Origin of the sequence: Anaerofustis stercorihominis DSM 17244 (assembly GCF_000154825.1) — a bacterium.
In the GTDB taxonomy this organism is placed as follows: Bacteria; Bacillota; Clostridia; order Eubacteriales; family Anaerofustaceae; genus Anaerofustis; species Anaerofustis stercorihominis.
In genome coordinates this window covers 251,563-273,630 of record NZ_DS560015.1, presented here as the reverse complement: position 1 = coordinate 273,630, position 22,068 = coordinate 251,563, and the positions used below count along the sequence as shown (strand labels likewise).

The window sequence follows — 22,068 nt, the reverse complement described above, 5'->3', positions numbered from 1 at the left end:
ACTTACTTTCTTTAAAAACATCCATAAACAGCCTTTGGATTATTTATAAATATTTGTTTTATATCTTCTTCACTCAATTCACATTCTTTCATAAATCTCGGGATAAACTTTTTGATGATATATTCAAGCCCCGGACCACCCCCGTAAGCTTTGTAGTACGTATATCTTCCGAAATCCGCACTTATGAATATCCAATCTAATTTATCCATATCCAAAAGGTCTTTAAGTATCCTTATATTTTCCTCAAGGGGATATCTGTAAAGCCTTGCAAGATTATCAACAGACATATAACATCCTCTTTTTGCGATTTGTTTATAATCAAAGGTATCGGGGTTTCTGTCTACATGTCCCAAAACCACTTTTGATAAATCCGCTCCGCTTTCCTCTAATATATCCAGTATTTCCATTCCCATAATACCCCCGTGATGAATCCATATGGGAGCATTTGTTTTTCTTTGAGCATAGGCAGCGGCTTTTAAACACTTCTCTTCATTTTCATGTATATACAGAGGTGACACCGCACATTTGATTTGTCCTGCTTTTATATTGCTGCTATCCATACCGAAAAGGATATCTTTTATAAATACATCGGCTAATTCCGCTATAGAAATACCCTTTATATTATCCGGATTATGGTCATGCAAATAGTATCCTGTGGTTGCTATAAGATTTACCCCAGATTTTTTACTTGCTTTACGCATTATCTCGGGATTCCTGCCATAATCAATAGCAGTGCCTTCAACTAAAGTTACGCCTCCCGCATTCTTAAAATTTATTAGTTCTTTTATACTTAAATCTATATCCGTAATAGCAAGTGTAGGATCCATTTCTGATGTATAAGGTCTTGAATATATATGTTCATGGGTATATGTCATGCCGATTTTATCCGACGAAATATCTCCGAGTACCGTTCTTATTTTATTCATTTTTTTCCTCTCAAAGTTTTGACAAATATGCAAAGCATATTTGTCAATATAAAATAACATATTATTTTTTACTTAGAATATAAACGTCACTATCTTATGTAATATATATCCTACCCATTCAAAACCTATACAGTATCCGCCGATAGTAGTTCCTTTGACGAATTCGAAGCCGACATTTGAAGCCATCTGAGTAAACAGCGGAGCAAGGTCGGTAACCATATAAAGTGCAAGTGAGAATGAAATTATCGATATAAGTATAGTTCTGAAGGCATTATGTCTGGAACCGTATACGATACCTATTACCCAATAAGGAAGTGAAGGTAAGTCGGTAAACGGTAAGAATTTATTTCCGGGAAGTACAACTGCTAGGAAAAGAACGATAGGAATACCGATTAGTCCCATTGTTATAACTTCTTTATCTCCCATCAACATACAATAATCCATTGCCAAATTGAATTTTCTTCCAGGGAATTTACTTGTCATAAATTCTCTCGCAGCATCTGTTAGAGGTGCTAGCCCTTCCATCATTATGGAAACCATTCTAGGAAGCAGGTACATTGCCGCTGCCATATTTATACCAACGCTGAGAATATTTTCCCACGCATATCCGGCTACCGCTGATAACAATCCGCCTAGGATAAAACCGAGGATTGCAGGTTCAGCAAAGAAAGATATACTTGAAGGAAGCTGATTAAGGTTAAAATTGATTTTATTTATTCCGGGTATCCTGTCTATTACCCAGTTACACGCTCTAGAGAAGAGTAACTGGATAGGAAAACTCTGGGTCGTAAAACTAAGACCTCTCCACTGCTCTCCTCCGAAATCAACAACGACATCTTCCTGTCTTTCCGCAAGGATCGTGTTTATCATCATAAATGCAGTAGCTACGATGATACCTATAACCATACTTCCTGTTGCGAAATAAGACATAGTACCGATTAAAATATGATGCCAATAATTGAATATATCAACATTTAATGTATGAGTCCAATTTAAAATCAAGAAAATAGCGTTTATTGCAAGGAATGTCAATATACATGCAACTACGAACGTACCGTTTCCAAAGGATATAGCCGAACCTGCCGGCCAGCCGACATCTGTAATATTAAGAGTCAGATTGAATTTTTTCTGAAGCCCTTCGACTATACCTCCCAAATTATTACTTATTAATCCGATTGCCAAATTGATACCTGTAAATCCGATACCAACGGTAAGACCTGCTCTTACGGCATTTTTGATCTTCATTCTGAATACTAGACCGAGAATTAAAATTACCAATGGCATGATTACAGCCGCACCTAAACCTAAGATTGTATTTACAACATTTAACATTTTTTATTTTCTCCTTTCTTTAAATTATTGTGATTTTAAATATTCAGCTATTTCGTTAAGCATTTCCTGTCTGCCTACTCCCGTAAGAAGAGGGATACCGTTCATTACTTTGATTTCCCCCAAATTATGTACGGTTTCCAGAGAAGCCGTAGCAACTACTATTGACGGATGCATTGATTCAACAAGACCATCGATTTCCCCCAAAGAGCAGGTCCTTACATTTACGCTTACTCCCATTTCTTTTAAGCTTGAAGTCAATGACGCAGCAATATGCGACGATGTAGCGACCCCGCTTCCGCATGCAGACAAAATAGTATAAGTTTTTTCTGACATTTTGTTTTCCTCCTTTCAGAAATTTTATTTATATATAATGTTGAAAACATTTATGTCCGTTATAAATCGTTTGCAAAATATATTTAGATACCGCTCCTTATTTTTTATTGTTTGACAGTGAAGAATTGATTTGATACATACCGGGTTCAGGAGTACATATCTATCTGACACTTATTCTTTTAATCCTCCACTGTCTGTTAAATAGGAGGGTTATGCAAGCATAGTTTAGTTAACTATGTCGAATAGCAAATTATTATCTTTTAAACTCTATATTTCCCTTAGTATCGATATAAAGTGTTCATAATCTTTTGAAAGTATCAGCCTTGTTACCCTTTCGGGATTATTGGCAAGTTCCACCGTTATATTAAACAGATGTCTTATATACTTTAAATCTTCTTTTCTTATCGACATAAGGAAAATCACCTGCACGAATACGTTTCCCCATTTTATCGGATGCTCCAAAATACCGACACTTATTATCGTTTGATTTGAACATGACTCAAGGGGATGAGGCATTGCCAGCAAATTACCGAAAGTGGTAAAAGATATTTTTTCTCTTTCCAATGTCTTATCCAAAAAGTCGGATTTAACATAGCCTTCTCTTTCCAATGCTTCCGTCATTTTAGTTATTGCCTCTTCATAGTCATCGGCTTTTAAATTTTTAAAAAAGAATTTTTTATCGAAGTATGAATCAAGTCCATAAGGAAGCGGATTTGATAAAGTTTTATTTTTTATACTTGCAACCATGGAATTTATAGCCGTTATATCGTTGGAATCAAGCATAGGTGATATTTTAACTACGGGAAGATGACAGTCATCAAACATATATTTTGAAGCCGTCGTTATTATCCCCGAAGGATTATCCTTCATTATTTCATCCAGACTATATGCCGAGTAAGGCCCGACCAAATTAAATTTATCGGAAAACTTTGATTTGATCCTCGCCATAAGCAAGGTGCTCGTTCCGTGATTTGTATTGCTTACAAGTGCAATACAGATACTGTTGTGGCTCATATTGCTTTCCATTCTTTCTATTGCCGCTCCGAGATAAGCGGTTATATAGCCGAGTTCGTCTTCGTTGAGTTTCACATCGAACATATCGTAAAAGCATTCATAAAGATAAAGAGACATTTCAAAGACAAATGAGTACTCCGTTTTAAGCAGTCCCAAAATCGGATTGCTCGACGATTGGAGCTCGCTTTTTTGCTTTATCATATATTTTATATGCGAACAAAGTCCTACTCTAAGTTCTTCGTCATTTGATAAATCAAGCCCGAAATTATCTTTTATGTCATTTAATAAAGAATCCACTATGGCCATAAAATGATTTTTATCAGAACCGTTATTTATTTCTTTATCTTTTTTATTTTCGGTCACTACTCTCATAAGAGAAAGCTGAATTATCAAGTCTAATATTTCTGCGTCGTTTAAATGAAGACCAAGCTTATCTTTCATATTATCTGCTATCTTAAAAGCAAGTTTGCTTTTAGGATCATTGATAGAATAAGTTTCGCTCTTTTGCATTATCAGTGAATGTCCGGTGCTTATTCTGTTGTGTTTTATTGCCAAATATACGACAAGATGAATGATATCTTCATCGGTCATTATGGAACCGAACTCTTTCAGCGAAGTCATAATACATCCCATTATGGTTTCAAGGATATGTTTATCGAAATAGTTATAGTAATTGCTTATCATTAAGTAACTGGGATCCATTCTGTCGAGTATAAGTTCCTTTAACAGAAACCTTCTGGATTCTTCGTGACCTTTAGTCCAAATAAAGCCTTGTTTTCTTTGAATGACAAAAGGATCTTTACGATTTTCCAATACTCCCCTTATTTTTTGGATAGTACTTTCCAAGGTAGGCATACTGATGGCAAGTTCATCTGCAAGTTCCCAAAGCTTTTTTGGATTTGACTCGTCTACCTGCATCAGCCTTATACTGAGATACCTCAATCTTTCTTCGGGAGTTATGGGAAGATTTTTTTTATTAAACAAAAGTTTATTCAATAATTCCGAGTCGGAAGATTTTAATCTGTAACCGTTTTGCCTGGATGATTCAATTATGTTTGAACTTCCCTCCATCGCACTGTTTATGGCTGCAATATCGCTCCTGACTGTTCTGTCCGTTATCCCCATTTCTTTAGCTATTCTAGAACCTTTTATCCACCCGTCTTCGGACAAAAGCATTTTCAATATGTTCTTTTGTCTCAAAGGAATATTTAAAACTTCTTTTTCTTTCATTTTGAAGATTTCCTTCCTAAACCTATTTACGCATATATCAATACGAAAAACAATCCGAGGGTTTTCCTAATATTTAGGAATATACACGCATGCAATATTATCATTCCCTGGATATTCGAATTTAAATATCCTATTAATATTATAAGAAGTATAACTACTCAAAAAAAAGTTTATATTTCCTAACGGTTAGGAAGTAATGACAAGATAAAAGGATATGTAATACTACCGAATAAACTTAAAAATATTTTCAAAACCTTGATTTATAAAGTAAAAACGTTATTTGATTAATTTAATACACATTATTTTTTTACAACCCATTAATTATATTAACCATATCAAATCTCAGCTATGAGATATTAAAAAATATATCTGTTACAACGGACGTTTCCTAATGATTAGGAAATGATCATTAAAAAATCCCTATTTATTTAATAATTTTTTATTTATAACACATCATTAACTTGACATAAAAAAAGAAACGGCAAAGCCGTTTCCGATCATAATTCTCTTTCTATTTCAAAATCATCCCATGGGATATCCACCATAGCTTTATTTGTTATTATATCGTCAACGTGAAGGAGCAAAGGAAAATCTTTTCTATCTATTTTATTTTTCCCGATCAGCTCTTTCACTGCCGTAGCGGCTCGTCCTGCTATTACCACCGATTCCAAAGTTACACCTTTAAGCGTATCCAAAGCCTCATCTATGTTAAAGCCTTTTCCAAGCAATACTCCTATTTTCCTTGTCCTGCCTCCGAATATCGTTACATATAAATCTCCTGCACCGAACACGATATTCTCTTCATTCCCTCCGAGTATTTTTATAAGCTTCATCATCTCCCTTACGCTCTGTCCGAACAAAGCCGCCTGAGAGTTGTAATGAATAACTCCTTTACCTTCTTTTTTTTCACTTATTCCGACTGCAAGCGTAACAGCAAGAGCATAGATGTTTTTAAGTGCAACAGCACTCTCCACGCCTCTTACGTCCTGTGAAATACTTATGTGATAATAATCCGTTTCCAGCATTCGTTTAAGTATTCTTAAAACATTTATATCATCTCCGCAGAAACATACATGTGTATTATCTTTATCCGCAAGCTCATAACTCGTGCATGCACCTCCTATCGCATTCAAACTTTTGTATGGATTTGTATATTTTCTGTAGTACTCCGGATATGTAAGCATATTCCCGTCACCTAAATCGATCATCCCCTTAGTAACGGAAAGAACGGGTATAGAGTTCGGTATTTTAGAAAGGACTTCCTTTAAAAACCAGTCTACACCGAAACTGCTGACTCCTCCTATAATCAAATCGCTTCCTTTTATCGCCTCTTCCATTTCATTGTCGCTATAAAATTTAATCCCATCGGGAAGATATCTCTTTAATGTTATATGATAATTCGTGAGTTTTGCCTGTTCGATTATATCTTTATCTAGAGGAGTCCCCACTATCCTTATATCGTGACTGTTATCACTTGCGGGAAAAGAAAGTGCACTTCCCATCATTCCCGCTCCGATTATTGTTATAACGCTCATTTTATTCTCCTTAATATAATTCTTTATAAATTTTAAGAACTCTTTCTTCATCCAGTTCTACAAAATTATTTTTCATGAGTCTTTCTTGATTTTCCATAACTGATTTAGCAAAGATAACAAGCTCATATTCTGATACACCATACTCTGATAATTTTTTCTTTGTTAATATACATTCCAGCAATTCTTCCAATCCGATAAAAGCATCTTCTTCGTCACATGAAAGGATTTTACTAATAAAGGTTCTTAAAACCTTTATTTCTCCGTCTGTCTTTAATTCCATATAATTATTCATCACACCCATAAAAACAGCATAGTTAGATTCACCATGAGGAATATGATATTTTGCACCCAAAGGATAACTCAAAGCATGTACGGCGGCACACCCCGCATTGGAAAATGCTATGCCTGCAAGAAGACTTGCGAGAGAAAAATCTCCCAAAAGTTCGCTCCTGTACTCTTCGCCTTTATCTCTTATTAAAATATACCCCTTTAAAATCATCTCCACAGCTTTATAACTGAAAATCCTCGTGATTTCATTCCCGTTCGGAGATAGAGTCGATTCGACAGCGTGTATCAAAGCATCTATGGAGCTAGATGCAAATACTTTAAAAGGAAGCCCCTGTAAAAGCTCCGGTATCAAAACTGCAGCGTTGGCAAACATTTCATCGGAAGATAACCCTTTTTTCGTACCTTTATTAATAAGTTCCAAAATGGCTATATTGGTAATTTCACTGCCGGTACCGCATGTTGTGGGAACTAAAACAAGCTCTTTATCTTTTATAGGTTCAAATTTGCCATCATATAAGTCTTCGACGGGAGTTATTCTTTTCAGGCTGAAAAGCTTTGCTATATCCAAGACCGAACCTCCTCCCACCGCTATTACTCTTTTGGGAGTTCCTACTATATCTTCATATATCTTTTCAACTTTTTCATCACTGGGTTCCCCCTCACCGTACATCTCATAGAATTTAATCTGACACTCTAAATTTAACTCCTTTAAATGAAACTCAAACACAGGTTTTGTTGTCAGTATAAAATCTTCTTTCCCGAGATCAAAATCCTTTATAAACTCTCTTACGGTATCGAATTTATAAACACTTGGTCTTACCATAAACTCTTTCATATTTTTTATTCCTTCCTTTATTTATTATTTTGTTTCAATAATTCTACATCCAAACCGATATAAGCGGATTATGTAAGATTTCCGACAAATATAAATAATAGGAAAAGTTTTCATATTATTTTTTATTTAGTGTTTAAAATACATTTGGGAGATAAAAATAATATAATGCCTTTATTTAAAAGGATTTTAATTAAATCTTTGAGTATTTTTTATAAAAACATAAGTTCAGAACATATAAAAAATCATTAGGAAAATTTTTCCTAAAAGCCTTCATTAGGAAATCATAGACATTTATAACGGCAAAAGAATATTTAAAAATCAATTTATTTATGCTATAATTCAAAATCATACCACTTCTTTATTTTTAATGAATATCATAATGGAATATTCAATACTGAAATTGTTTTTGTTCACGCCAAACAAAAGCAAAACTAACAAATGAGGTAAGCAAAATGAGTAAAGAGAAAACAAAACTAATGAATATAGAGGATTTACTGTATGAAGACTTGGTATTATTCGATGTAGAAGCGGAAAACAGCGATGAACTTCTTACAAATCTATCTGATGTTTTAACAAAGAAAAAATTTGTAAAGAACAGTTTCAAAAATGCAATAATAAACAGAGAAAAAGTATTTCCTACGGGACTTCCCTCTCCGGGTGTAAAAGTGGCAATACCGCATACCGATGCAGAACACGTACTGAATTCATGTATAACCATAGCAAAGCTGAAAAAGCCTATTAAATTTATTGAAATGGGTACATCATCAAATATACTGGATATAGAACTTGTATTCATGCTTGCGGTAAATGCTCCCAAAGACCAGCTTACCGTTCTTCAAAATATAATGAATACTCTAAGTAATAAAAAGCTGTTATTGGAACTTAAAAAAGCGGATACATCTAAAAAAGTGATCGATATAATAAAAAATAACAACTAAAATAAAAAAGAGATAAGCTATTTGTGAGGCTCACTTAGGGATTTGATGAAATAACTATTTTTAAGTGAAGCCTTCAAACGGAATTCAAAACAAAATGACCACACTAGAGTAAATCAATACTCTGGTGTGGTCATTTTTGTTATCTCGAGTACCGAAATGGTAGATGAGATTCATTATGGATTTTTTTGCTGAACAGATAGAATAAAGTCTGCCATAGCCACCGAAACATTAACAAATAATCTTGCATGATGTTCATAAATAGTTATTCTCTTTGCACCTACACCATGTGCGTCACTATCTTTATTTCTCATTTCAGCTATTGCAGAAACAATGCTATTTAATCCAGAGAGTAATGTGTTTATTCTCCTGTCCGTATTAGCATCATTGTGCATATTGTAAAGAGTTTTTACTTGCTTGTACAACTTTCCAATATCTCCACTATCGGAGGGAACTTCATTCTTCTTTTCTATAACATAACAGAAAGTTTCTTCTAAAAGAGTTCTCGATTTTGTGATTGCACTATCAAAATCATTTTGTTCAATATCTCTCATTGCTCTTGATGAAATACTTTTAATATACTCTCTGTCAATAGTCTTTATTTTGGGTGCAGCTATTTCAACTTTGCTTCCTATTGGACGAACAACAAAAGTATTTCCTATAATTTTAAGTTCATTTCCACCAAAGAAAAGTAGTCCATTAATTTGCTCAATAATTTTGTCCACAATAGTTTTATGAGCTTTTTTAATTTCATCTGCCGCGTGTCCATTAAGTATCTTTGAGAATTGATTTAGCGAAAACATATGAGCCAATAAACTGGAACACTTGTTGTCTTTTATGCAGTGTTCTAATAAGTTGTCCAAATATTGCCATCTACTTAAAGCGCCGCCATTCCATGAATATGTTACAGGAAGGCCGAACAATGTAGACAAAGCACATAAATCAGCTCCTGACAAATATGGCATCGCAATTTTTATTGTTGTATAATCTTCAAATTCATAATCTCCATATTTAGTATCTCCATCAAGGATGGCGATTATTTCTTTATTTCTTAATAAAGAAAATGTATCATTGTCCACTAGTTTTCACCTCTCATAACCTCACTGATAATCTGTGCCATTTGTTTATTTCCTAATTGGTCTCTGAAATGGACTGTATAGCCATCTGCAGTAAGCATATTAAAGAATACTTTTGCACATTCTATTTTTGCTTTTTCAGTACCTCTCAAATCTGTTTTGTTTTCAACATCTTTTGTTTCAACAATAATATTCAATTCTTTATGTCCGTTTTTATGCTTTACCACATACATAAAGTCTGGGCTATACATTCCGCCGGTAATTGTAGGAATAGCAATGCTTGCTCTAGGAATTTTTCCGTAGACAATAACTTCATCTATATCAGCAGTAATATTGTCTTTTTCCAATGGCGAATCATATGCGTAGGAATCGTATAAATACTTGTCACTAGGGGTTCCGGGAACAATTTTTGTGCCTATCCTTCCTTGCGATATTTCGCTCCTTACAGTTCCGTCTGCATAAGTAAGTGCTGTTGCACCTAACGGAGCCTTACTGCGTTCATATCTAAATCTTCCTTGCAAATTATCATTCTTCCATGCAGAAAATTCTGCACAGAAACCTGCTACCGTATTCTCATTGATATGTGCAGTAAACTCAGTTCCATGCTTTTGTGCATATTTAGTCAATGCTGTGTGTAATACTTTAATTGGTAAATTTGTAGCAGATGATATTCTTTTTAGAAAAACATTGTATGGAATTGTTTTCTGAATTACATACTGTACCCCTGTTTCTCTTATAACATTCATCTCGGCTCCATTGCTTTCAACCACATCTCGGTCACTGCGCATAACCAAATCCGTAAAAACTCCCGGCTTTTCAAAGAGTTTCAACACAACATCATCTAAATTATCATTTAAATCATTATCATAAAACAACAAATATCTGTGATTGATAGTTTCCCAAAGTTCCTTTATTTCGTTATAAACAGCTTTGCGGATTTTCACAGGTTTTGGTTTATCTTTATTTCTATCTTTAACTTTTCCAGCAGATAAGCCTTTAGCAAAATCAGGATATTCTGCAAAGAACAAATCTCTTGTTTCTGGTTTGATATTAAGATGTCTGTCAATGTAACGCTTATCATAAAGTTCATCAAATAAATCATCACTTGATTTGCCGATTTTCTTTGCTACTGCATTCAATTTTTCTTCAGAAATAATTGCTGTTTGTGGAAGTTCTCCATTTATTTGATCCACAAGTTTTTGAGCAAAGTCTGCCTCTGTAAAATCAACAATATAATTCAGTGTGAACTCTTCATTAGATATTCTATTTCCGTTTTCATCAACAGGAAGACGTAATCCTCGTCCTACTTCCTGAAGCTTACTGTTTTCACTTCCACTTGAACGAAGTTTTGCAATAGTAAACACATTAGGATTATCCCAGCCTTCTTTTAAAGTCCATTTAGAAAAGAGAAAACGTAGTGTATTCAGTGTTCCATCTTCATTCTTAAAAGACAAAAGCTGTGTTTTACCATGTAAAATGGTATCAACTTCTTTTGCTATGTCTTCATCTGAATCACTATTATCTTGAGAGAAATACCCCGCATGACAAGCACTTAAATCTGAAAGGCTTGCTTCAAGATAGTCTCTATATTCTTTATCGTGCTCATTTAAAGATGATATGGTTTTTTCTATTTGTTCTTTCAACAATTCTTCAAACATTGTTAGAAGATATGGCTTCTTGCCGTCATCACTACTTCGATATGATGTGATGTCATCAATGAAAAACAATGCTAAGGTTTTAATCTTATAGTTGCGATTACAGAAATTTTCTTTTTCTGTTTCAAAATGACGCTGCAGAGCCAGTCTCAGCATCTGTTCCTGATATGAGGTCATGTAAATATCAACATCAAGTTCCTCTCCGGAAGTCTTAATAATTCCGTTGGAGAATTCAACCGATGTTTTATCAATTACAGAAATAGTTATTCCCTCAAAAGCATCACTAATAATTGATAAAGAATCTCCTTTTTTCAGTGTAAAGTTTCTTGCTGCTTCATCTTTCTTTTTATACTGAAAATGAACTGCTTCTTTGCTATCAATAGATGTTATTTTTACTTTTTCTTCTTTCTTTGAAACAGGCTCAAAATGTTCCTTTGCTACACCCTTGATTAAACCCTGATTAAAAGATGCACAAGCATTTAAATCATAAAGAAGATTTTGGTAATCCTTAATTGTAATTTTATTTTTCCCTCTTCCTGTAGTTGTTTCCGGAAAAGTTGCACCAAAACGGATAATCGATTGAGGCTTAATCTCATCGAGAATAACTTTAAAAGCTTTTTGATCACGTGAAAAGCGATGTGGTTCATCAATAATCACAATTGGCTTAGTAGATGCAATGGCATTGAATGGTCTATAAAAGCCTTCCACTCCATAGTCATAATCATCACGAGTTAACATTTTACCATTTGTCAATAATTGCATATTAACAAGCAATACATATATTTTCTTTGTATTTTGGCAAGAACCTTTTACAAATTCACTTACTACACTAGGAAAATAAGAACGACCTTTTTTCTTGTTTTTCGGTGATTCCAGTACCAATGTTTCAATTTCAGTTCCGTATCCACAGCCATCGGTGAAATGGCGTCTTGCATATGGTTCGTTTAAGAATTGCTCTGTACCGGCTTTAATTGCCAGAGAGGGTACAGCAATGATAAATTTATTAAAGCCGTATCTTTTATGCAGTTCAAACATCGTCTTTGTATAGACATATGTTTTACCCGTTCCTGTTTCCATCTTTATATCCAGATTGAGATACTCACTGTCTGAAACAGGAACATTTGAATGATATTCCGGCGGTAACTCAGATTGCAATCTTTTTATATTTGTTGCAATGTGAGTATCAGCCAATGAAAAAGTGGGATTTGTATAAAATTGTGTTGGTGCTGAAATATAGGCACCGCTAAATACATCAACAATAGCATCAATTGCTTTTTGCTGATGTGGTAATTGTTGTTGGAGGATTAGTTCCATGTTATGCCTCCTTAATAGCGTACATCAAAGTTTATACGAAGGTTCTTTTCCGTATCTTTGAGTCTTGCTAAATTCATTTTAAGGTCTTCTGTCATAGTCCAAACAAAGCTATATCCGAACAACACTACATTTCCCGGATTAAAGTTACCGTCCGTTTCATATTTATCTACAATGGCAGCAATAGCGTCTTTTGTAATATCAGCATCAATGAGATATAGGTGTTTATCAATGAAATATCCCGTATATCCCTCAAAATCTATTTTTTGTACATCTGCATTAAACCCGTATCCGTCATGAACAAGCCATGTTGTCAAAACAGTATTTGTTCCAAAGTCTGTAAGGATATCATTTGTTAAGAACATACCTTGATCTTCTGGAACAAAATTTTCCAACTTATCAAGAGTAGTTGTATTTGGCTCTTCAAGGGTATAGTGCTTAAAGCCAAGAGAATCTTTTGCATCTGGGTATGTTTCTTTAATTTTAGATGTTGCCCTATGAATTCTTTCTAATCCAACTTGATCAAGTGTATGCTTTCGATTTACACTATCTAAAAAATCAAGAACTTTCTGCGTTTTTGCTTTTTCAGTCTTTGAATCATTGGAAATTTTTTTATCTAAATCTTCTGGCAACTGAACAGCAATCATGGTTCTGGTATCATTGCTTTCAGCGTTCAATGATAATAATGCTTCAAAAGAAGATGCAGAACCAGAAAAGAAATCTAAACATATATCTCCATCATTTGAACCTATATGGAATACTTTCTTTATTAAATAAGTTGGTTTTGGAAAATCAAACGCATCTCCCATTTCATAGGCGGTTAGTTCTTTTGAACCTTGTTCTGTTATAACATTTGTTTCTTCCCAAATATCATCGTCTTCTCCCGATAAATCTCCTACCAAATCATCTTCATACCATATGGTTTTAGCTTTAAATGTTCCTTTTCTATATTTCTCATAACATCCATATTCACCAGTGTTCTTTTTCTTTGCCACTAATTCACTTTCCATAGATGAGGATGAATTATTAAAACGGTTAAATTTATCTTTCCCCCAACGCCAACAACTTTCTTCACCTTCACTGTTTAACGGTAAAATTTCAATGCTGAATTCTTCGCTTTTTTCTAGTGAAACAGGACAATATCCACATTCATCAATTGAATTTGGATTTGTATATATTGGATAGTAAAGATTTGGTCTATTAAATTTTCCAAATTTAGGGTTTCTGTTTCTCAATTCTCTTTCTTCAAATTCTCCAATATTGTCTTGTTTATCAAATGCTCCTTGCCCTTTACTTAACTCATTAAGTTCGGTTGAAACATTCTTTGTATAAACAAAAAGATATTCGTGAGTTTTAGCAAGTTGCTTATATGTTTGCCCCCTCTTATTTGCTTGAACGATAATATTTGCAACAAAGTTTTCTTCTCCAAAAACATCATCACATATCAGTTTTAGATTACTTTGTTCATTATCATCAATAGATATAAAAATAACGCCATCATCTGTGAGCAAATCCCTCGCCAACAATAAACGAGAATACATAAACATAAGCCATGCAGAGTGGGAAGCTGAACCGCTCTTTGTTAAATCAAGAATTCTTTGCGCTTGTTCCTCGTCAATGCTTAACTTTGTTGATAACTCTTCAGCCGAAAAGTTAAAATTATCATTATAAACAAATCCATCAGAGCCTGTATTATATGGAGGATCTATATAAATACATTTAACCTGATGTGCATAGCTTTTAAGCAAGTGCTTTAACCCATCAAGGTTATCTCCTGAAATATAAATATTCTGGCTATCTTTGTTTTCTGGTTTGTTGTTATGTTCTTCGTCTGGCACAATAACAGTAGTAGTATCAATAGATGCTAACAAGCGAGCATAATTCTTTCCAAGGAATCTTAATTCGTAACCTTCATTACTAACCATTAACTTGTCACTTAAATATTCTTTGAATCTTTCAAGATCAAAACTGCCGTCTGCGTTAAAACAGGCAGGAAAATTCTCCTTCAATACTTCTATTTGTTTAGTGTTTGGAAGTATTTCTTCATTTGAATTCAAAATATCTTTAATCATTTTTCTTTAACCTCCACAGTGTAGTTAAGCCATGCCTCTTCAACAGTTGAATAATCTATATCATGATTAAGGCAAAATTCTTTAATACTTTTCATCGCATTGATATTAGGTTTTGCTTTTCCACATTCCCATCTATTTACAGTTGAGAATGCAACTTTTACTTCTTTAGCAAAATCATTTTGTGTTAATAGACTTCGTTGTCTAATTCGCTTTATCTCTTCCGGTAACTCCATATCGCATCTCCTAGTCTTTGTAATCTCAAAAATATAGCGTTATTATACCACATAATTATGAATTTTTCTAGTGCCTACCCTCCGGTCTATATGACTTGGGGGATTTTTATTTTATTTTTCAAAATCGTCAGATTATATGCTCTCTAGTGGCTATAAGGTAGAGGGCAATTTCGTAGGATGTTTCACTTTCATATAAAAGTTTTGAAAAAACGTCCTTTTAGCCATCTTCCCGTGGCTACCAGTTAGAGAGGAAATTAAAAAAGTTTTTCTGAGAAGTTAAAAAGCAGGCATTTTCTTTTACCTGTTACTTAGAGGGATATGAACTCAATCCAGAATTGGATTCGTGAAAGCTTTTTCTTTGAGGGGTAAAAAACAAGCATTTTCCTTTGCCTGTAACTTATAAGGAAAAAATTTTAAGAATTGGTACTTAAACGTATCGGTTTTGTCCTTTCGCTATTGAAGACGAAATAAAGGAGGAAATTCATATGGTAAAAACTGAAAATATACCACCATATCTAAAAGCAAATGCCAAATGGTGCAACTGGAGATACGAGAATAGAGATTCTGGAATGACAAAAGTTCCATACAATCCAATGACTAACGCTCACGCATCAGTGAAAATCCCAAGCACTTTTACTGACTTTGATTCAGCAATTAATGCACTGAATATTTATGACGGTATTGGAATCCGTGTGGATGGTAAGTTGATTGCTATTGACCTAGACCATTGTATTGAAGATGGCAAGCTCAGTTCTCTTGCGGAAGATATCACATCTCATTTCGGAAATACATACATAGAGATAAGTCCGAGCGGAACAGGTCTGCGCATAATTCTATTTGTTGCTGACGGTTATGTCTATGACAAAGATACCTACCATATCAAGAAAGGTGATATCGAGGTTTATGTTGCAGGTGCTACAAATCGTTTTGTCACTATCACAGGTGATGTATATCTCAAAAATGAAATAGCAGAAAATACAGATGGTTTACAGTGGCTGATTGATACATATATGAAAAGAAAAGTACCGACAGTTAACGATTTGAATTTTGAAAACAGGCCATCATTTTTATCCGATGAAAGTGTCATTGCTAAAGCAACGGTATCAAAGCAAAGGAACAAATTTCAAAATCTGTGGAATGGAGATATTTCCGATTATCCGTCACAGAGTGAAGCAGACTTAGGACTTGTATCTATACTCTCATTCTATTGCAACGGAAATAAAGAACAGATAGACAGACTGTTTCGTGAGTCTGCCTTATTTCGTAGCAAGTGGGATGAAATGCACGGAAGCAAAACTTATGGAGAAATAACGATAGATAAAGCATTGTCAGGTATGAAGAACTTCTATTCTCCGATAGTTCCTGCTCCTGCAAGTGAAGATTTTGATGATGAAATGAATAGGCTTATTGCTTTAAATCCCGAAGATATTACAAAGTATCCTTGGACGGATATCGGTGCAGGAATGCTCTTTGCAGATTTTTATGAAAACTGTCTTCGCTATGTGCCTGAGCGAAAATCGTGGTTTTATTACGAGAATGGTATATGGAAACAGGATGTCGGCGGACTTAAAGCTATGAAGTTATGTATGAATCTTGCAAATCTTCTGCATATGTATGCTTTGAAAATTACAGACGAGCATAAACGAAAAAGCTATATGGACTATTCCAAACGATGGCAGTCACATGGGTGCAGAATCAATATTCTAAAAGATGCATAGGTGTATCATCCCATTTCCGTATCAGAATTTGATTCCGATCCATATATCTTCAACTGTAAAAACGGAACACTTCGTGTGGATACCTTTGAATGTCTGGAGCATAAAAGCAGTGATAAATTAACGAAAATTTCCAATGTCATATATGATCCAAATGCCAAAAGCCATAGATGGGATAAGTTTATCTCAGAGATCATGTTCGGTGATAAGGAAAAAGCAAAATTTCTACAGAAACTGCTTGGTTACGGACTTACAGGAGATACAAGACATGAGTGTATGACCATTCTCTATGGTGCAAGCACTCGTAATGGCAAAGGAACTCTCTGTGAAAGTGTATTAAAGGTACTTGGCTCTTATGGTTGTACGGCAAGACCCGAAACACTTGCTCAAAAGAATAATGCAAACAGTTCTCAGCCAACCGAAGATATTGCCCGTCTCGCAGGAGTGCGATTTGTAAATATCTCGGAACCCGGTAAAGGACTTGTCCTTAATGCAGCACAGGTAAAAAGCATGACCGGTAATGATACCATCAATGCTCGTTTTCTTCATGAGAACAGTTTTGATTTTCAGCCATTGTTCAAGCTTTACATCAATACCAATTATCTGCCTGCAGTCAATGATATGACCATTTTTACAAGTGGTCGAGTCATCATTGTTCCTTTTGAAAGGCATTTTGATGAGTCGGAACAGGACAAGTCGTTAAAACAGGAGTTTTCAAGACCAGAAGTACAGAGTGCTATTTTGAATTGGCTGCTTGAAGGATATGCACTTCTACGAAAAGAAGGGCTTGTACTTCCACATTCTGTAAAAGATGCAACTGCAAGATATCAGCATGACAGCGATAAGATGGTTCTCTTTATGGAAGACTGCATGGAGCAAGGGGACTTTGAAGAAAGGACTTCTTCTGTATACAGATGCTATAAGGATTGGTGTGCCGAGAACGGTCACTATGCCGAAAGCATGAAGAACTTTAAACAAAGTCTTGAAGCTGTGGCGAACGTAGTCAGAAAAAGACCGAAAGGTGGCGGAGAGAAAACCACAATGGTCATAGGTTACAGATTGCTTTCGGATTTTCTTGAATAATAACATGGGGCATTGTGGCAAGTATATATAGTTGATTTAAAATTCTACTCTCTATAGAGAAAATATATATTTATCTGCCCCATTGCCCCAACTGTGAAGGAGGTGATGCGTATGTGCTAGATAACCTAAGAACATCAACGATTAAGGCAATAGCCTGGAAAGGAGTAGACACATGAGCAAATACAGATTTGATACATCTATCTTCGACCGATATGTACATGACATGAAACATATCAACAAATACCAACCTGTGGTTATGCTTGCAAATAGTAAAGGAAAAGCATTTCTTGTACAGTGTAGCGTTAAAGCAGACCACGCTTGTTGGAGCATTTTCGGAGATTTATTCGATGCAACATTTCTATCCCGTAAGGACTTAGAAGATTTTATCATCAGCAACAATCTTCACGAGTGGACAGAAGAAGATGACAGGATATACAACAAAAAACTTTCTAACTTCTGTCAAAACAAGTGTCGCATTGAACTTTAACCCCTAGGGGCGGTGCAAATCTCCACGCTTTCTTTTACCGTGGAACGGCGTGGGGTCTTGCGTACAAACAAGGCGAAATCAAAGGGGTAATTAAACCTAAATCAAACACAACAATTTTTTATGAGAAAACGGAGAAATAAACACATGAATATTGATAAGAAGGTTGCACATTATTTACGCAATACATGGATCGATTTTCAGACATTTTACATTCTGGATATCGTCCCTCAAAACAAAGATGACGCTGTTGTTATTCTTTGCCCGCTATATCCAACTGAAGACAAAGTGTTCTTTGTCTGGTATCAGGGCAAACAGTATCCTTATCAGTCATTTGACCATATGATGGATGCACTTATAGAGTGCAGACATATCTCACTCAGAGAAGCTGATTCTCTTAAGAAAAAATATATTAACACCAATGCAAAGGAGATTTAAGATTATGAATTACGACACTTTTACAATTGAATCCGAATCCTACAGAAAAGCATTCTGGAACACGATGATGAAAGGAAAAGGCGTTCTGTATAGTACTATGGGAAAAGGAAACGCCGGAAGTGATATGTTCGTTATTCCATACGACAGTAATCGTATGTTTATGGATGCATTAAAGAAAGAATATATCTTCAGAAATATCTGCACAAGCATTACCACTATTGACTCTGATTTGGATATTTGGCTTTCTGATAGTGATGAGCCAGCCGAATGGGTAGTAAGCAATACCGACCGTTTTATAAAAGATGTAGCATCATCTTTCACTAAGAAAAAGGTGAAATGCCACAAACTTGCCATCATCGATAGAATGGATATGGATTTTATGCAGGATATGAAATTCGACATGGAAGACTTCCTTGTAAACCGCTTTGCTAAAAGATTTGGTAAATCTGAGGAAGACGCATTTGTAAATGGTACTGGTGTAGATATGCCTACAGGATTTTTGCATGATACCGATGGCGCTGAGGTCGGTGTAACAGCAGATGCACTTACCTATGATGATGTCATTGCGCTGTATTTCTCTACCAAACAGGAATATCGCACTAAGGGTGTATGGTTAATGAACGATGAAACTGCACAGAAGTTACGCACTCTTAAGGATAAGGACGGTAACTACATTTGGAATCACATCAACGACACTATCATGAGCAGACCTGTGTACATCTGCAATGCAATGCCAAGCACAGATAAGATTATCGCATTTGGTGACTTCAGCTATTACTGGATCATCAACCGTATGCCAATCTGCGTACGTGCTTTGACAGAATTATTTACCATGCATCACCAAGTAGGCTATCTTGCACATGAGTATCTTGATGCAAAACTAATACGTTCTGAAGCTGTTAAGCTGCTTCAGCTTAAATAAAAATTATCACTCCTAAGGGAGTAGCGTTCTGTTACTCACTTAAGAGTAAATGAAAAGAGGTGGATTCAGTGAAAAGTAAATCTGGTGTAACTGAACTTCAGATCGGGAATACCTTATTTATCATAGAATACGAAACAAGTGCTACGGCTGCCGAAACAGCCTACGATAAGGTAAAAAGGCTTATTACAAGCCATGCAAACGACCATGAAAAGTTATCAGAAATAACACAATTATCAGCGTAATATAACTCGACTAATGCCGAATAGTACGGTAATATGACAATACCCTTACTGGGTGTTCCGCTTGAAGGCTGTCGGAAAGGAGTAGAAAATGAATAATTTAAACAGACAGCCTTATGATGCAGCCCCCGAAAAGATAACTGCACTCTATTGCAGATTATCTCGTGATGATGAACTTCAGGGTGACAGCAACAGTATAAAGAACCAAAAAGCAATATTAAAAAAATACGCTGATGATAACGGATTTACTAACACTGAATTTTTTGTTGATGACGGTGTGAGTGGTACAACCTTTGACAGACCGAGTTTTCAAAGAATGATAGCAGAAATGGACGCAGGTCATATCGCAACGATTATTGTAAAAGATATGAGCAGACTCGGTAGAGATTATCTCAAGGTAGGTTATTACACAGAGATTGCTTTTCCAGAAGCTGAAGTCAGATTTATTGCCATCAACAATGGAGTTGACAGCATCAATCAGCAAGACAGTGATTTTACACCATTTCTTAATATTATTAACGAATGGTACGCCAAGGACACAAGCAAGAAAATCAAAGCCGTGTTTAAGGCTAAGGGCGAATCGGGAAAGCCACTTTGCACAAATCCACCTTATGGATATATGAAAGACCCTAATGATAAGAATCATTGGATTGTGGATGAACCTGCTGCAGAAATCGTAAAAAGGATATTTCAACTATGTATCGAGGGATACGGTCCAAGTCAGATTGCAAAGAAACTTGAAAATGACAAGGTGCTTACGCCTTCTTTCTATTTCAAAGAAATCGACTTGTATCCGACAGCACTTACTACCGAAGAACCTTATGCATGGGTGCCTAGGACGGTAGCAGATATTCTTGACAGGCAGGAATACCTTGGTCATACGATCAATTTCAAGACAAGGAAAAAATCCTATAAGCTAAAGAAAACGATAAAGAATGACCCATCAGAATGGCAGATTTTCAAGAATACACATGAAGCTATTATTGATGAAGATACATTTCAAACGGTAAAGCGAATTCGTGACGGAAGGCGCAGACCTACACCGCTCGGAGAAATGCCGGTACTATCCGGCATGGTATTCTGTGCAGACTGTGGTTCAAAGTTATATCAAGTCAGAGGCAAAGGCTGGAGTCATGACAAGGAATATATGGTCTGTGCCAACTATCGCAAACGAGGCAAAGACACCTGCACTTCCCATCAAATACGCAATGTGGATATTGAAAATGTTCTACTTTACATGATTCAGCAGGTAACAGCGTTTGCTAGAGAGCATGAAGATGAGTTTGTTGAGATGGTTACAAAGTCCAATGCCAAAGCAGTCGAACGTGAAATTCGTGAAAGCAAGAAAGAATACGAACAATCGCAGACCAGAGCCAGCAAGCTCGACACCATTATTCAAAAGTTATATGAGGATAATGTAGAAGGTAAAATCAGTGATGAGCGTTTTGCGAAAATGTTAGCAACTTATGAAACCGAGCAGAGTCAACTAACACATCGTCTTGCAGAACTTAAGCATATCATCGATGCAGCAAAAGAAAAATCTAACAATGTAGACAGTTTCCTTCGATTGGTTAAAACTTACACAGATATCAAGGAACTTAACGCTGAGATCATCAGAACTTTTATTGAAAAGATATATGTTTACGGAAACGAAAAGCCTTGGGATAGGAACACCAAAAAGCTAAAGGTAATTTTCAATTTCATTGGTGAAGTAGATATTCCAAGCAATGTAAAAAAGGCATAGCCGATTATTACGACTATGCCGATATTTTACAGGATTACAAATCCCTTATTGAGTTGCCCTTTGGTTTATCTCTTTTTTATTTACATAAATATATTTTCTGTATTTAATCAGTTTTTTTGTAATTTCTTATAAAAATAATTCAATATGAAATTTATAAACACTTTCTATCATTATTACTATGCATTTAATAAAAAATTTATTATATTAATTTTTAAACTGATTATAAAATATTCACAAGCTTTGCTTGATTTTATTTTCAAGTAAAATATCATTTCTAATTTATATACTGAGAATTATTAAGATTATACTCGTTATGCTAATATTTTCCTGATAGTTACCGACTATTCATAAAATAATACTTCGGATTTTTTCGAATATAAAACAATTTGTTATGATCATTTTTATACTTTAATTTATACTCATAATGCTTCTTTTTACCTGATAACTAACGACTATTCGCAAAAATTAACTTCGTTATTTTCCGCTCATATGAAATCATTCACTACGCTTATTTTTATACAAAAGCATAAAAAACGTCTTTCTGCAGAAAGACGTTGATTTCATATAATGGTGGGCCTTCAGGGACTCGAACCCCGGACCGTCCGGTTATGAGCCGGATGCTCTAACCAACTGAGCTAAAGGCCCCAAAAATGTGTCTTGAAAAAAAT

18 protein-coding genes and 1 tRNA gene are annotated in these 22,068 nt (G+C 35.1%); 8 read left to right on the top strand and 11 right to left on the bottom strand.

What is annotated here, in order from left to right:
• Positions 1-11: 11 nt before the first annotated feature.
• The 6 genes from ANASTE_RS01245 to ANASTE_RS01220 all read right to left on the bottom strand — a co-directional run bounded on the left by ANASTE_RS01245 (position 12) and on the right by ANASTE_RS01220 (position 7,493).
• The gene (locus ANASTE_RS01245; protein ID WP_039944580.1) at positions 12-926 is read right to left on the bottom strand and encodes a phosphotriesterase family protein; all 915 of its coding nucleotides are present in this window, start codon (positions 924-926) and stop codon (positions 12-14) included.
• Positions 927-998: 72 nt separating this feature from the next.
• Positions 999-2,258: a PTS transporter subunit IIC gene (locus ANASTE_RS01240; RefSeq protein ID WP_007049049.1), complete on the bottom strand. Its 1,260-nt coding sequence runs from the start codon at positions 2,256-2,258 to the stop codon at positions 999-1,001.
• A gap of 24 nt (positions 2,259-2,282) precedes the next feature.
• Positions 2,283-2,591, bottom strand: coding sequence for a PTS sugar transporter subunit IIB (locus ANASTE_RS01235; RefSeq protein ID WP_007049048.1), 309 nt, complete (start codon positions 2,589-2,591; stop codon positions 2,283-2,285).
• A gap of 267 nt (positions 2,592-2,858) precedes the next feature.
• Positions 2,859-4,835 (bottom strand): BglG family transcription antiterminator, encoded by a 1,977-nt coding sequence (locus ANASTE_RS01230; RefSeq protein WP_007049047.1) that lies wholly within the window; start codon positions 4,833-4,835, stop codon positions 2,859-2,861.
• Between the two features lie 497 nt (positions 4,836-5,332).
• Positions 5,333-6,370: a glycerol-3-phosphate dehydrogenase gene (locus ANASTE_RS01225; RefSeq protein ID WP_039944732.1), complete on the bottom strand. Its 1,038-nt coding sequence runs from the start codon at positions 6,368-6,370 to the stop codon at positions 5,333-5,335.
• A 10-nt stretch (positions 6,371-6,380) separates the two neighbouring features.
• Positions 6,381-7,493: a 4-hydroxybutyrate dehydrogenase gene (locus ANASTE_RS01220; RefSeq protein ID WP_007049045.1), complete on the bottom strand. Its 1,113-nt coding sequence runs from the start codon at positions 7,491-7,493 to the stop codon at positions 6,381-6,383.
• Between the two features lie 452 nt (positions 7,494-7,945).
• Between ANASTE_RS01220 and ANASTE_RS01215 the strand changes: the two genes are divergently transcribed.
• Positions 7,946-8,431 carry a PTS sugar transporter subunit IIA gene (locus ANASTE_RS01215; protein WP_007049043.1) on the top strand — a complete coding sequence of 162 codons (486 nt, stop codon included), beginning with the start codon at positions 7,946-7,948 and terminating at the stop codon, positions 8,429-8,431.
• A 173-nt stretch (positions 8,432-8,604) separates the two neighbouring features.
• Here ANASTE_RS01215 and ANASTE_RS01210 read toward each other — a convergent pair whose 3' ends face one another.
• The 4 genes from ANASTE_RS01210 to ANASTE_RS01195 are packed head-to-tail and all read right to left on the bottom strand — an operon-like array spanning position 8,605 to position 14,775.
• Entirely contained in the window at positions 8,605-9,507 is a 903-nt protein-coding gene (locus ANASTE_RS01210; protein WP_007049042.1) for an abortive infection family protein, read from the bottom strand.
• Positions 9,507-12,473, bottom strand: a complete 2,967-nt coding sequence (locus tag ANASTE_RS01205) for a type III restriction-modification system endonuclease (RefSeq protein ID WP_007049041.1) — start codon at positions 12,471-12,473, stop codon at positions 9,507-9,509. Before ANASTE_RS01205 ends, ANASTE_RS01210 begins: the two co-directional genes overlap by 1 nt.
• Before the next feature lie 11 nt (positions 12,474-12,484).
• The gene (locus ANASTE_RS01200) at positions 12,485-14,542 is read right to left on the bottom strand and encodes a site-specific DNA-methyltransferase (protein ID WP_007049040.1); all 2,058 of its coding nucleotides are present in this window, start codon (positions 14,540-14,542) and stop codon (positions 12,485-12,487) included.
• Positions 14,539-14,775, bottom strand: coding sequence for a helix-turn-helix domain-containing protein (locus ANASTE_RS01195; protein WP_007049039.1), 237 nt, complete (start codon positions 14,773-14,775; stop codon positions 14,539-14,541). Before ANASTE_RS01195 ends, ANASTE_RS01200 begins: the two co-directional genes overlap by 4 nt.
• A 569-nt stretch (positions 14,776-15,344) precedes the next feature.
• Here ANASTE_RS01195 and ANASTE_RS12160 point away from each other — a divergent pair.
• The 7 genes from ANASTE_RS12160 (at position 15,345) to ANASTE_RS01170 (ending at position 21,400) form a co-directional block, all read left to right on the top strand.
• Complete coding sequence (locus ANASTE_RS12160; RefSeq protein WP_242648086.1) at positions 15,345-16,493, top strand: phage NrS-1 polymerase family protein; 1,149 nt, start codon at positions 15,345-15,347, stop codon at positions 16,491-16,493.
• The gene (locus tag ANASTE_RS12155) at positions 16,494-17,573 is read left to right on the top strand and encodes a DNA primase family protein (protein WP_007049037.1); all 1,080 of its coding nucleotides are present in this window, start codon (positions 16,494-16,496) and stop codon (positions 17,571-17,573) included. It abuts the gene before it with no gap.
• A gap of 172 nt (positions 17,574-17,745) precedes the next feature.
• Complete coding sequence (locus tag ANASTE_RS01185; protein WP_039944579.1) at positions 17,746-18,060, top strand: hypothetical protein; 315 nt, start codon at positions 17,746-17,748, stop codon at positions 18,058-18,060.
• A 120-nt stretch (positions 18,061-18,180) separates the two neighbouring features.
• Positions 18,181-18,495: a hypothetical protein gene (locus ANASTE_RS01180; RefSeq protein ID WP_007049035.1), complete on the top strand. Its 315-nt coding sequence runs from the start codon at positions 18,181-18,183 to the stop codon at positions 18,493-18,495.
• Positions 18,496-18,499: 4 nt separating this feature from the next.
• On the top strand, positions 18,500-19,417 hold the full coding sequence (locus ANASTE_RS01175) for a phage major capsid protein (RefSeq protein ID WP_039944576.1): 918 nt from the start codon (positions 18,500-18,502) through the stop codon (positions 19,415-19,417).
• A gap of 68 nt (positions 19,418-19,485) precedes the next feature.
• Positions 19,486-19,659 carry a transposon-encoded TnpW family protein gene (locus ANASTE_RS11635; RefSeq protein ID WP_187361994.1) on the top strand — a complete coding sequence of 58 codons (174 nt, stop codon included), beginning with the start codon at positions 19,486-19,488 and terminating at the stop codon, positions 19,657-19,659.
• A gap of 88 nt (positions 19,660-19,747) precedes the next feature.
• Entirely contained in the window at positions 19,748-21,400 is a 1,653-nt protein-coding gene (locus ANASTE_RS01170; protein WP_007049032.1) for a recombinase family protein, read from the top strand.
• 568 nt (positions 21,401-21,968) lie between these two features.
• On the opposite strand, the gene ANASTE_RS01165 is transcribed toward ANASTE_RS01170, so the two are convergent.
• Positions 21,969-22,045: transfer RNA gene (locus tag ANASTE_RS01165), tRNA-Ile, on the bottom strand.
• Positions 22,046-22,068 lie beyond the last annotated feature (23 nt).

Bases quoted from the DNA above. Each gene is read 5' to 3' on its own strand.
- ANASTE_RS01205 (WP_007049041.1), bottom strand. From the start codon at position 12,473: ATGGAACTAATCCTCCAACAACAATTACCACATCAGCAAAAAGCAATT.
- ANASTE_RS01180 (WP_007049035.1), top strand. From the start codon at position 18,181: ATGAGAAAACGGAGAAATAAACACATGAATATTGATAAGAAGGTTGCA.
- ANASTE_RS01170 (WP_007049032.1), top strand. From the start codon at position 19,748: ATGAATAATTTAAACAGACAGCCTTATGATGCAGCCCCCGAAAAGATA.
- ANASTE_RS01215 (WP_007049043.1), top strand. From the start codon at position 7,946: ATGAGTAAAGAGAAAACAAAACTAATGAATATAGAGGATTTACTGTAT.
- ANASTE_RS01245 (WP_039944580.1), bottom strand. From the start codon at position 926: ATGAATAAAATAAGAACGGTACTCGGAGATATTTCGTCGGATAAAATC.
- ANASTE_RS01225 (WP_039944732.1), bottom strand. From the start codon at position 6,370: ATGAGCGTTATAACAATAATCGGAGCGGGAATGATGGGAAGTGCACTT.
- ANASTE_RS01200 (WP_007049040.1), bottom strand. From the start codon at position 14,542: ATGATTAAAGATATTTTGAATTCAAATGAAGAAATACTTCCAAACACT.
- ANASTE_RS01175 (WP_039944576.1), top strand. From the start codon at position 18,500: ATGAATTACGACACTTTTACAATTGAATCCGAATCCTACAGAAAAGCA.
- ANASTE_RS01185 (WP_039944579.1), top strand. From the start codon at position 17,746: ATGAGCAAATACAGATTTGATACATCTATCTTCGACCGATATGTACAT.
- ANASTE_RS01220 (WP_007049045.1), bottom strand. From the start codon at position 7,493: ATGAAAGAGTTTATGGTAAGACCAAGTGTTTATAAATTCGATACCGTA.
- ANASTE_RS01235 (WP_007049048.1), bottom strand. From the start codon at position 2,591: ATGTCAGAAAAAACTTATACTATTTTGTCTGCATGCGGAAGCGGGGTC.
- ANASTE_RS01240 (WP_007049049.1), bottom strand. From the start codon at position 2,258: ATGTTAAATGTTGTAAATACAATCTTAGGTTTAGGTGCGGCTGTAATC.
- ANASTE_RS12160 (WP_242648086.1), top strand. From the start codon at position 15,345: ATGACAAAAGTTCCATACAATCCAATGACTAACGCTCACGCATCAGTG.
- ANASTE_RS01195 (WP_007049039.1), bottom strand. From the start codon at position 14,775: ATGGAGTTACCGGAAGAGATAAAGCGAATTAGACAACGAAGTCTATTA.
- ANASTE_RS01230 (WP_007049047.1), bottom strand. From the start codon at position 4,835: ATGAAAGAAAAAGAAGTTTTAAATATTCCTTTGAGACAAAAGAACATA.